Raw genomic sequence first — 10920 nt, 5'->3', positions numbered from 1 at the left:
GGGCGGTTGTCGGTCTGCCGGCCCGACCTCGCCCGTGGCAGGGTGGTTGGTATGGATGCGGACGTAGTGCAAGCGGTGAACGGGCTGACCTCGCGCTGGGTTCGGGAGCTCCCGCCTGGGAACACGGTCATGTCCGGACTGGGCCTCTGGCCGCTTCTCGCATTGCTCGCGACCGCGGCCGACGAACCGGGCCGGACCGAGCTGGCAGAGGCAGCCGGCGTCGAACCAGCCGGAGCCGCGTCACAGGCCCTCCAGCTGATGCAAACCGTCGACGCCTCCACCGATCTGCATGCCGCCCTCGGCGTTTGGGTTCACCAGCAACTCAAACTCAGCGAATCGTTCGGCACCCTGATCCCCGCCGACCTGACCGGCACCCTGACAGGCGACCTCGCCGCCGACAAGGCGAAACTCGACGCCTGGGCCGCGGAGCACACCGACGACCTGATTCGCGAGATGCCCCTCGAGGTGACGCCGGACCTCGCCGTAGTTCTCGCGTCCGCCCTCTCCCTCAAAACCACCTGGACCCGCCCTTTCAAGGAACAGATCAAGCGCCAGTACGACGGTCCGTGGGCCGGCGGCTCCTGGCACTGGCTCGAACGGACCGACCACGAGCTGGACAGCGTCCGGATCCACCCGGACGGGCTGACCGTGATCACCGTGCAGGGCGATGCCGATGTGGATGTCCTGCTGGGAATCGGAGCACCCCAGACGGCGCATTCCGAAGTACTGGCCGGGCTTGTCGACGCGTCGTACCGGCCGTCGGATGGGCAGCCGGGGAGTGCGCTGATCGAGCAGGGCGAGCCTGGGCAGGAGATCGCGGCCGGGGTCAAGATCGGTCAGACCACGGCTCGGACCCCGGAGCTGAAGCTGTCACTGCCATCGTTGTCTGTAAAGGTCGAACACGATCTGCTGGCTCAGCGTGAGCTCTTCGGCCTCAGTGCTGTCGCCACCGATCCGGGGGCGAGCGGTCACTTCAGCGGCATCAGCCCGGAACCACTCGCGGTCGGTCAGGCCAAGCAGACCGTCCTCGCGCGCTTCTTCGCAACCGGCTTCGAGGCGGCCGCGGTCACGGCGGTCGGCATGTTGCGCAGTTCGATGCCGACGAAGCAGGCACGCCGCCTGGACGTGGAACTCAACCGCCCCTTCGCCTTCGTCGCCGTCCACCGCGACTCCCGCCTCCCCATCGTCGCCGGCTGGATCGCCCAACCAACCGAGCCCGGTTAGATCAGCGCCGGGCTCGCGGTCGCGCCGCCCAGGCCGTAGGGCTTACGGCAGGGCGAACAGGCGGTTGAGGAGGGCCGAGGCTTCGTCGACCTCGGCGCGGTCTCCTGTCAGCAGCAGATCGAACAGCAGCCCTCGCGACGCTGCCAATCCCAGCCGCGCGTACGCCGGGGCCTGGTCCGGCGCGATCCCGGCCCGGATGCACAGCTCGATCAGCGGCGGAAGCCAGACGTTGATCAGATCCGCCTTGAGTGCCTCCGTATGCGGCAGGTTCTGCATCGCATGCGCGGAGAGTTCGAAGAACAGCGGCCCGTAGATCAACGTCGCCTCGGTCACCCGCCGCCAGAACTGCTCAGCCTGTTCCGCCAGCGGCAGATCGTCCGCGGTGAGCGACGCCAGCAGATCACGCTGCTGCTGCTCGACCACGCGAACCACCTCGGCCAGCAACCCTTCGCGGGAACCGAAGTGGTAGATCAGCATCCGATGACTGGTCCCGATTGCCGAGGCGATACTGCGCAGACTCGCGTCACCGATCCCGTTCTTCGCGTAGTGTTCGACAGCGTCGGTGAGCAGCGTCTCCCGGCTCACGCGTCCTCGCTCACCTTCTTCAGGCTCTCACCCTCAAGCTCGATGTACCGCTGGGTGAGCTTCGCGTAGAGCTTCCCGAAGAGCCAGCCGAGCGGACCCTCCTGGATGACCGTCGACGTCGCGACCGTGCCTTCGGGTGTCGCCGTGACCCGGTGGCCGCCGGTCGTTGTGATCCCGGGCGCGCGGGAGACCCAGGCGAAGTACTGGCCCTCGACCAGTTCGGTCACCTCCCAGATCGCGACCGGGAGCTTGGGCTGCCGGATCCGGGTCCGGGCGCCGAGGTGGATCCGCCCCTCGTCGAGCCGCTCGACCGAATCGATCGTCGGGGTCCACTCGGGCCACTTCGCGACATCGCTGAACACCTCCCAGACGCGGTCGGCGGGAGCTTGGACGGTGACTGCTGCTTCGAAGCGCATGTACCAAATGGTACGCGGACTCCCAGCGCTCAGCAATACACCATCGGAGCGTGCGTGAGCGACGTACGGAGCGTAAGAGTCAGGTCAGAACCGCGTTTGGTGTGTGCTGGCGGTCCGCAGGCACGGGTAGGGTCTGCGCCATGGCTGACCAAAACGTCACGGAGAACGAGCAGGACCCGGGCGCGAGCACGCAGATGTTCCGCGCCTTCGTCAACGAGGGCTCGGTGGAGCCCACCGAGGAGCCGAAGGTCAACGGCCGCACGCTGGCCGTCGTCGGCGGCGTGGTCGTACTGATCGCCGTCATCGCCGCGATCCTCGTCTTCTAGTCCCACCCGGTTCACCGCACTGCCCACCGTCGACGTCAAGGTCGTGCGGTCCTTCGTCGACCCGTCCCGGGACCACCTACGAGGTCATGCGCCACCTCATCACCCCTGACCAGGTCTGACCGCTCACGTCTCTTTCTGGCAATCGTTGACGTGGTTGCCCGGCGGGATGGAGCATGAGGGCTCGGCTAGTGGTTGGAGGGTTCTGGTGGCGGAGGTTGTGCGGGCGGCGTTGGTGCAGGCGGCGTGGACTGGGGATCAGGAGTCCATGACGAAGGCGCATGAGGAGTATGCGCGGCAGGCGGCTGCGGCTGGGGCCAAGGTGATCTGCTTCCAGGAGCTGTTCTACGGGCCGTATTTCTGCCAGTTGCAGGATCCGAAGTTCTACGAGTACGCCGAGTCGGTGCCGGGGCCTACCGTCGAGCGGTTCCAGGCGTTGGCGGCGGAGCTCGGGATGGTGATGGTGCTGCCGGTCTACGAGCAGGAGCAGGCCGGTGTGCTCTACAACACAGCTGCCGTGATCGATGCTGACGGCAAGTACCTCGGCAAGTACCGGAAGAACCACATTCCGCAGGTGAAGGGGTTCTGGGAGAAGTTCTACTTCCGCCCCGGCAACCTCGGGTACCCGGTCTTCGACACCGCGGTCGGCCGGATCGGCGTGTACATCTGCTACGACCGGCACTTTCCCGAGGGCTGGCGAGCACTCGGACTGGCAGGCGCCAAAATCGTGTTCAACCCGTCGGCGACCAGCCGCGGACTCTCGTCGTACCTGTGGCAGCTCGAGCAGCCGGCCTCGGCGGTGGCGAACGAGTACTTCATCGGCGCGATCAACCGGGTCGGCGTGGAGTCGGAGTTCGGCGACAACGACTTCTACGGGACGTCGTACTTCGTCGACCCGGAGGGCAAGTTCGTCGGGGAGGTCGGGCACGGCTACGACCCCGAGCTGATCGTGCGGGATCTCGACCTGAGCCTGCTGGACACCGTGCGCGACCGCTGGCAGTTCTACCGCGACCGCCGCCCCGACGCCTACGGCGACCTCACCAAGCCGTAGTACCGAGGGCTTACGTCCGAAGAAGCGAGGGGCAGGCCCCACGCTTGTTCGGACGCAACGACTAGAGATAGGGAGCGTCGAGGATGTCGTTGCTGGTCAAGGGTGGAACCGTTGTCGGGCCGACCGGTGCGCAACCGGCCGATGTGCTGGTCGAGGGCGAGAAGATCGTCGCGTTGTTCGACCCGGCGTACAGCCAGACCGTGCAGGCCGACGAGGTGATCGATGCTGCCGGCAAGTATGTGATCCCCGGTGGGATCGACGCGCACACGCACATGGAGATGCCGTTCGGCGGAACCTCGGCCAGCGACACCTTCGACACCGGGACCAGGGCGGCGGCGTTCGGCGGCACCACCACGATCATCGACTTCGCGATCCAGAAGACCGGCGAGGTGGTCCAGGACGGGCTGGACGCCTGGCACACCAAGGCCGATGGCAACTGTCACATCGACTATGCCTTCCACATGATCCTCGGCGGGGTCGACGACGAGTCCCTGAAGGCGATGGACTCGCTCGTCACCGAGGGGATCACCAGCTTCAAGCTGTTCATGGCCTACCCCGGGGTGTTCTACTCCGACGACGGCCAGATCCTGCGGGCGATGCAGCGGGCCCGGGACAACGGCGCGATGATCATGATGCACGCCGAGAACGGCATCGCGATCGACGTACTGGTCCAGCAGGCGTTGTCCAGGGGCGAGACGGACCCGATCTACCACGGCATCACCCGGCCGGAGGCGCTCGAGGCGGAGGCGACCAGCCGGGCGATCTCGCTCGCGTCGGTGGCGAAGGACTGCCCGCTCTACATCGTCCACCTGTCGGCCAGCAAGGCGCTCGAGGCGGTTGCCGCGGCGCGTGATGACGGGCGCAACGTGTTCGCGGAGACCTGCCCGCAGTACCTGTACCTGACGCTGGAGGACCAGCTCGGGGCCCCCGGGTTCGAAGGGGCCAAGTGGGTCTGCTCGACCCCGCTGCGCAGCAAGCACGAGTCGCACGCGAAGGACCTGTGGAAGGGGCTTCGCAGCAACGATCTCGCGATGGTGTCGACCGATCACTGCCCGTTCTGCTTCAAGGACCAGAAGGAGCTCGGCCGCGGCGACTTCTCCAAGATCCCGAACGGTATCGGCGGCGTCGAACACCGCGTCGACCTGATCTACCAAGGTGTGGTGGACGGGCAGCTCTCGCTGGAGCGCTGGGTGGAGACGATCGCGACCACGCCGGCCCGGATGTTCGGGCTCTACCCGCAGAAGGGGATCATCGCGCCCGGCTCCGACGCGGACCTGGTCATCTACGACCCGAACGCGACCACCCGGATCAGTGTCGAGACGCACCACATGAACATGGACTACTCGGCGTACGAAGGGGTAGAGATCGCGGGCCGGGTGGGCACGGTGATCTCGCGGGGCAGCGTGATCGTGGCTGACGGCAACTACCATGGCCGCAAGGGTCACGGGCGCTACCTGCGCCGCGGCCTGTCGTCGTACCTGGTCTGAAGGGGAACTCGGGTGGATTTCGGAGTGGTGTTCCAGTGTGATCCGCCCGCGTCGGCGGTGGTCGAGCTCGCGCGCAAGGCGGAGGACGCCGGGTTCGACTACGTCTGGACGTTCGACTCGCACCTGCTCTGGGAAGAGCCGTTCGTGATCTACAGCCAGATCCTGGCGACCACCGAACGCGTCATCGTCGGCCCGATGGTGACGAATCCGGGCACCCGCGACTGGACCGTGATCGCGTCCCAGTTCGCCACCCTGAACGAGATGTACGGCAACCGGACGATCTGCGGGATCGGCCGCGGCGACTCCGCGTTGCGCACCCTCGGCGCGAAGCCGGGCACGATCGGCGAGCTGAAGCAGTGCGTCGAGGTCGTCCGTGAGCTCGCCTCGGGTCGCACAGTCGAGTACCGCGGTCAGCAGTTGAAGTTCGCCTGGGTGGAGAACGGCGCGCTCGAGGTATGGGTCGCGGCGTACGGGCCGAAGGCGCTCGCCGCGACGGGCGAGGTCGGCGACGGGTACATCCTCCAGCTCGCGGATCCCGACATCGCCGCGTGGATGATTGCAGCCGTACGCCGGTCCGCCGAGCAGGCGGGCCGTGATCCGTCGAAGATCAAGTTCTGCGTGGCGGCGCCGGCCTATGTCGGTGATGATCTCGAGCACCAGCGCGACCAGACCCGCTGGTTCGGCGGGATGGTCGGCAACCATGTGGCGGACATCGTCGAGCGGTACGGCAGCGCGGGGGACATCCCCAAGGCGCTCACGGACTACATCGCGGGCCGCAAGGGCTACGACTACGCCGAGCACGGCCGGGCCGGGAACACCCACACCGACTTCGTGCCGGACGAGGTGGTCGACCGCTTCTGCATCCTCGGCCCAGTCGAGAACCACCTGGCGAAGCTGGAGGAGCTGAAGGCGATCGGCGTCGACCAGTTCGCGCTCTACCTGCAACACGACGCCAAGGAAGACACCCTCGCGGCCTACGGCAAGGACATCATCCCCGCGTTCTAGCTCGCCGCAGCCGCACACTCACCACCACGATGTCGACAAGCGCGATCGCCGCAATCACCACGGCAACCACGACCAGACCTATGGGCAGCTCCAGTACTGCGAAAACCACGGCCGTAGCCACAAACAGCACAAAACCGAAAACCGCCAGCACCAACCGCAGTACCAACGCACTCTGAGCCGGCGCGGCCCCAGTATGCCCCGCCCACCACCCCGGCCCACGCCCCTCAGTCACGCCTCACCACCTACTCTCAGGACCCGACCGGCAGCAATGTGCGAGCAAACCCACCGGCCGGGCACCCCCTCCAGTACCCGAGCAGTCGAGTGTGTACGCAGCTCCCCGAACTGCGGATCCTCGTGGCTCCAGATATGACAAATCGGTTATATTCATCGAGATGAGCTGGGAGATCGGGCGTCATCCGGAGGTCCAAGCGTGAGCGATCGTGCGAAGTGGGACGACGTCAGGGGTAAGGCTCGTGCGGTTGATCCCCGGACTGAGGCTGAGCGGGCCGATGGTAAGCAGGCGGCCCGCGCACGACGGGAGGCGTATGTCCGTGGGCATCAGCTCGCGGAGATGCGGAAGGCCGCTGGAGTCACGCAGGCCGGACTCGCGGAGTTGCTCAACGTGTCCCAATCGCGGATCTCGAAGATCGAAAACGGTGAGATCTCCGGCATCGAGGTCATCCGTGCCTACGTCACAGCGTTGGGTGGCCAGGTTGACCTGGTGGCAACCCTGGGCGACCGGACCTGGAAGGTCGCATAACGGCGCTTTGCTGGCGTGGTTGTGGCTCCGCGGATGGTCGGAGCCACAACCAGGCTTTCAGCGGGCGACTGGGCCGGGGCGGTGGTAGAGGTCTGTGCCGGCCCAGGGGATGGTGTCTTGGGTTGGCCTGAGGGGTGGGGCGGGGGTGAAGTTGGTGGCGTTGTCGATGCTGCCGGTGCCGTCGTACGCCGCTCGTAGCGGGTAGGGGAAGACCGGGCGGGATCTGTGCACCTCGTGGGTGTTGGGGTCGACCTCGGTCGCGATGATCCGGTCTGGTGCGTCGCGGTGCTCGACCCAGCCGATCAGGGCGGGGATCGGGTCGATGTCGGTCAGCTTGTAGCCGCCGAGGCCGCAGTGGTACTTCGTCGGGACCATGAACAGCCTGGCCCACTGCTGGGTCGCACGCCGCCCGCCGTTGGCGCGGGTCAACCGGTCGTAGTAGTCGACCGTTCCGACAGCGGGGACGGTCTGGTCGTCCCAGCCGTGCCAGATGATGAGCTTGCCACCCGCCCGGCGGAATGCCGACAGGTCCAGGCTCATCGCATTGCCTTTCACGCCCTCCGGGGTCAGCCGGCGCAACTCCGGCACGGTGAACTCGATATCCGCGATGGACGAGTGCGGCTTGCCGATCGGGTAACCGACGTACTTCAGGTAGTTGTCCGGCAGCGGCGCCAGGAAGGAGCCGAAGACCGGGTCGGGAATGATCGCGCCGTACCAGGCGAGCTCCGAGCCGCGCGACTCCCAGCCGGGGTACAGCCGCACCCCGTGCGAGTCGGTCAGGCCGCGATACAGCTGCCGCACGATGCTCACCTGCGCCGGCGTCAGGCAGGCCGCGCTGTCCGAACCGGCAGGGCACTGCAGCGCCACCGGGTCGTACTTGCACGCGCGAGGGTCGTCGATCTGCCCGTCGGTCAACCCGTCCAGCCGGTCACAAGCAGCCAGTACCGCGCTGTGCAGCGCGGGCAGTTTGTCGGCAGTCAGAACCGGGGTCCCATCAGGGCGAACGTTCATCGTCGCCAGCCAGGCGTGGTACAGACCGATCAGTGGTCCCATCACGTTGACCGGCGAACCGGCCACGATGCCGTCGAAGTCGTGCGGGTACCGCTGGGCCAGCAACAGCCCTTCCCGGCCGCCGGTCGAGCAGCCGCTGAAGTACGACCGGTGCGGAGGCGAGCCGTAGAACGTGCTGATGATCCGTTTGGCCGCGACGGACACGACATGCGGTGCGCGGAAGAAGTAGTCGTTGCGAGCCGCCTGATCATCAGCCGCCCAGGTGCCGTCGGTGATGTTGAAGGGGAAACCGCCCTTGCCCACGTGACCGTCATTGGTCGACGCGACGGCGAGATCGCCTCCTGCTGGGGTTCCACAGCCGCGGATGACCGGGTCCTGGATGACCCCGCAGAGCCCGTCGCAGCCGTACTGCAGGTAGCGCCCGGAGTACGTCGTCAGTGGTAGCCGGAGCTTGAACCCGACCGCCGGTTCCACGAAGCCCTCGACCTCGCAGTACGCCGGGCTCGTGCTCGTCGCGGCGACCGCAGCCGCCTTCGTCACGTGGGTGACCGCGCCCGGGATCGTGTAGACCTGCTGAAGATCCGCGCAATCCCGGACCGGCCGGATGCCAGTCGGCCCAGCCGCGCTGCCCGCAGTACCGGTTGCGTTGCCAGGAGCCGGGATCAACCCGGCCAGCGCGATCGCCACCGTCCCGGCGGCCGCAACCGCCCGTCCCAGCAGCTTTACTTTGTGTCGCATGGTGGACTCCCTCACAGCCTGAGCGGTGGAGACCCTGCTGGTCTCCACTACCCAGGCGTCGGACGGAGGCAGTCCAGATCGACAGGCAGTGCTTGCTAAGCGGGTGGGCCGTAGGGGAAGACGGTGTTCGGGTCGTAGGTCGCTCGTACTGCGTTCAGGCGGGTGAGGGTGTCTGCTGGCCAGGAGGCGTCGTAGGAGCCTGGGATGAAGAAGCCGCCGGCGTAGTTGACGTTGGTCTCGGGCGAGATCCAGGGGGCCAGCGGTGCCAGGACGCCGTCGACGACCTTTGGCAGGACGGTGTCGAAGAGGCTGGGATCGGGTACCCCGATGAAGATCAGGGTGTAGTCGGCGTTCCGTCCTCCGACTGCGCTGCCTTCCGGTACGTCGCGCTTCGTCGCGCCGCCCAGATGCCGTAGCTCGATGGCGACGACCGGCAACTCCTTGTCCGGTCCGACGCCCTCGAGCAGCGCTGCGGCGAAGTCGTTGTCGATCTGGTTCAGCAGCATGCCGCGGTCCCAGCCCGGACCCGGATCCGTCGGGTCGTTGTGGATGGTCGCGATCTGAGCGGCCTGCATCTCGGCGACCGCGTCGATGAGGGCCGGCGCCACTGCCCGGATCGGCTCGAGGAGTCGCTCACCCTCGGCCTGGTCGCCGATGTAGGCGAAGCGCAAGCTGAGCACTGTCTTGCCCCGCAGCGGCTCGGGAATGAACGGGAGCGGCGGCAGCCGGAGGATCACGACCGAGGACGTGGCCTCCTCGGGAAGCGTCTGCGTCCACTCGACCCAGGTGGTGAAAACGGACGCGATGTGCTCGGCGTCGAAGAACAGCGAGCCGCCGTAGAGCGTGCTGAGCTCGACCAGTTCGAAGTCCATCGACGTGACGATGCCGAACCCGCCCTTGCCGCCGCGCAGCGCCCAGAACAGGTCTGGGTTCTCGGTCGCGTTCGCCGACACGACCGAGCCGTCGGCCGTGACGACCCGGAACCCGCGGGCCCAGTCCGAAGAGAATCCGAAGGTTCGAGCGAGGGGCCCGAGACCGCCGCCGACTATGTAGCCGATGGTGCCGACGTTGTCGGACGCACCGCAGATCGGTGCGAGCCCGTGCTCGGCCGCGGCCTCGATGACCTCGCGCCAGCGGGTCCCCGCCGCGATATGGGCGACGCGGTTCTCGACGTCGATGGTGACCCCGGTCAGCCGGGACGTGGTGACGAGGATGCCGCCGGTGACGGGGGTGGCCGAGCCGTGGCCGGTTGCGAGCACGCGTACCGGAGTACCGCTGGCTGCTGCGGCGTTGACGACCGCGACAGCGTCGGCTTCGGAGGTGAGGCCGACGGCGACATCAGGCACGTGCAGGACTGCTGTGTTCTGTGCGGCGACCTCGGTGGCGAAATCGTCGTCGCCGGGCCCGAGAACGGGGCCGGCGACTTGGGTCCGGAGTTGGGCGGTCAACTCGTCCGCGGGAGTCATGGAAACAACCTCTCTGTTGGCAGGGGACTACTCGCTGATGCCGGACCGTTCGACACCTTCGACGATCCAGCGTTGCAGGAAGACGAACATGACGACCAGCGGCAGAATCGCGATGGTGGCGGCGATGAAGAGCTGGGGAAGGTTGATGGTCTGGGCCGTGAGGAAGGTCGACAGCGCGATCTGGACGGTCCAGGAGTTCTGGTCCTGGGCGATCACCAGCGGCCAGAGGAAGGCATTCCACGAGCCGATGAACGTGATCGTACCGATCGCGGCGATGAAGCCTTTGGAGTTCGGTACCACGATCCGCCAGAAGGTGCCCCAATAGGCAGTGCCGTCCAAGGCGGCCGCTTCTTCCAGCTCACGCGGGAAATTCAGGAAGTACTGGCGGAACAGGAAGGTCGCGAACGCCTGGAACAACCCCGGGATGATCAGTCCGCGTAACGTACTCACCCAGCCCAGCGACGAGACCAGGACGAAACTCGGGACGAACGTCACCGCGGCCGGAATCAGCAACGTCGCGACGATGAAGTAGAACACCGCATTCGCATATCTGAAGGGGATCCGCGCCAAGCCGTACCCGGCCAGTCCCGAAATCACCAGTACTCCGGCCGTCTGCACGACCGCGATCACCAACGAGTTCACCAGCGACCGCAACATCGGTACAGCCGGGTCGTTGAAGAGGTCGCTGATGTTGCCCCACTGCAATGACGACGGGAAGAGCTTCCACGACGGCGAGGTGATGTCCGACTCGGTCGACAGCCCGTTGCGGACGAGCAGGTAGAACGGCAGCAGGAAGAAGACCGCGCCGACCCCGAGCACGACGTACCGGATCGCTGAGCCGGCTTTGTCGGTCC

The 10920-nt window shown here is 66.7% G+C and carries 12 protein-coding genes; 6 read left to right on the top strand and 6 right to left on the bottom strand.

Translation table 11 applies throughout. The features are described 5' to 3' along the window. On the top strand, positions 1–1224 hold a 1224-nt coding region (locus VFG33_RS20630; protein ID WP_325054548.1), incomplete at its 5' end, for a serpin family protein. Positions 1225–1266: 42 nt separating this feature from the next. Here the strand turns inward: VFG33_RS20630 and VFG33_RS20625 are convergent. Further along, positions 1267–1809, bottom strand: a complete 543-nt coding sequence (locus VFG33_RS20625; protein ID WP_325054547.1) for a TetR/AcrR family transcriptional regulator — start codon at positions 1807–1809, stop codon at positions 1267–1269. Beyond that, positions 1806–2225, bottom strand: coding sequence for an SRPBCC family protein (locus VFG33_RS20620; RefSeq protein ID WP_325054546.1), 420 nt, complete (start codon positions 2223–2225; stop codon positions 1806–1808). The genes VFG33_RS20625 and VFG33_RS20620 overlap by 4 nt, the downstream gene beginning before the upstream one ends. 140 nt (positions 2226–2365) lie before the next feature. On the opposite strand from VFG33_RS20620, the gene VFG33_RS20615 reads away from it, so the two are divergent. The 4 genes from VFG33_RS20615 (at position 2366) to VFG33_RS20600 (ending at position 6091) form a co-directional block, all read left to right on the top strand. Next, positions 2366–2551 carry a hypothetical protein gene (locus tag VFG33_RS20615; RefSeq protein ID WP_325054545.1) on the top strand — a complete coding sequence of 62 codons (186 nt, stop codon included), beginning with the start codon at positions 2366–2368 and terminating at the stop codon, positions 2549–2551. A gap of 205 nt (positions 2552–2756) precedes the next feature. Next, complete coding sequence (locus VFG33_RS20610; protein WP_325054544.1) at positions 2757–3599, top strand: nitrilase-related carbon-nitrogen hydrolase; 843 nt, start codon at positions 2757–2759, stop codon at positions 3597–3599. 83 nt (positions 3600–3682) lie between these two features. After that, positions 3683–5086, top strand: coding sequence for a dihydropyrimidinase (gene hydA / locus VFG33_RS20605; RefSeq protein WP_325054543.1), 1404 nt, complete (start codon positions 3683–3685; stop codon positions 5084–5086). A gap of 12 nt (positions 5087–5098) precedes the next feature. After that, positions 5099–6091, top strand: a complete 993-nt coding sequence (locus tag VFG33_RS20600; RefSeq protein WP_325054542.1) for a TIGR03842 family LLM class F420-dependent oxidoreductase — start codon at positions 5099–5101, stop codon at positions 6089–6091. Here the strand turns inward: VFG33_RS20600 and VFG33_RS20595 are convergent. After that, a complete protein-coding gene (locus VFG33_RS20595; RefSeq protein ID WP_325054541.1) occupies positions 6075–6323 on the bottom strand; it encodes a DUF6343 family protein in 249 nt (82 codons plus the stop codon). The genes VFG33_RS20600 and VFG33_RS20595 overlap by 17 nt on opposite strands. A gap of 198 nt (positions 6324–6521) precedes the next feature. On the opposite strand from VFG33_RS20595, the gene relB reads away from it, so the two are divergent. After that, a complete protein-coding gene (relB, locus tag VFG33_RS20590) occupies positions 6522–6851 on the top strand; it encodes a type II toxin-antitoxin system RelB family anti-toxin (protein WP_325054540.1) in 330 nt (109 codons plus the stop codon). A 57-nt stretch (positions 6852–6908) separates the two neighbouring features. Here relB and VFG33_RS20585 read toward each other — a convergent pair whose 3' ends face one another. From VFG33_RS20585 to VFG33_RS20575, 3 genes are all read right to left on the bottom strand, one after another. Next, a complete protein-coding gene (locus VFG33_RS20585; protein ID WP_325054539.1) occupies positions 6909–8600 on the bottom strand; it encodes a tannase/feruloyl esterase family alpha/beta hydrolase in 1692 nt (563 codons plus the stop codon). A 95-nt stretch (positions 8601–8695) separates the two neighbouring features. Next, on the bottom strand, positions 8696–10066 hold the full coding sequence (locus tag VFG33_RS20580; RefSeq protein WP_325054538.1) for an FAD-binding oxidoreductase: 1371 nt from the start codon (positions 10064–10066) through the stop codon (positions 8696–8698). 27 nt (positions 10067–10093) lie between these two features. Then, on the bottom strand, positions 10094–10920 hold an 827-nt coding region (locus VFG33_RS20575; RefSeq protein WP_325054537.1), incomplete at its 5' end, for a carbohydrate ABC transporter permease.

This window comes from Kribbella sp., from assembly GCF_035687465.1.
GTDB lineage: Bacteria > Actinomycetota > Actinomycetes > Propionibacteriales > Kribbellaceae > Kribbella.
This window is presented reverse-complemented; position numbering and strand designations above follow the sequence as displayed.

Coding starts and splice junctions, on each gene's coding strand:
- VFG33_RS20580 (WP_325054538.1), bottom strand. CDS start 10,066: ATGACTCCCGCGGACGAGTTGACCGCCCAACTCCGGACCCAAGTCGCC.
- hydA (WP_325054543.1), top strand. CDS start 3,683: ATGTCGTTGCTGGTCAAGGGTGGAACCGTTGTCGGGCCGACCGGTGCG.
- VFG33_RS20615 (WP_325054545.1), top strand. CDS start 2,366: ATGGCTGACCAAAACGTCACGGAGAACGAGCAGGACCCGGGCGCGAGC.
- VFG33_RS20585 (WP_325054539.1), bottom strand. CDS start 8,600: ATGCGACACAAAGTAAAGCTGCTGGGACGGGCGGTTGCGGCCGCCGGG.
- VFG33_RS20620 (WP_325054546.1), bottom strand. CDS start 2,225: ATGCGCTTCGAAGCAGCAGTCACCGTCCAAGCTCCCGCCGACCGCGTC.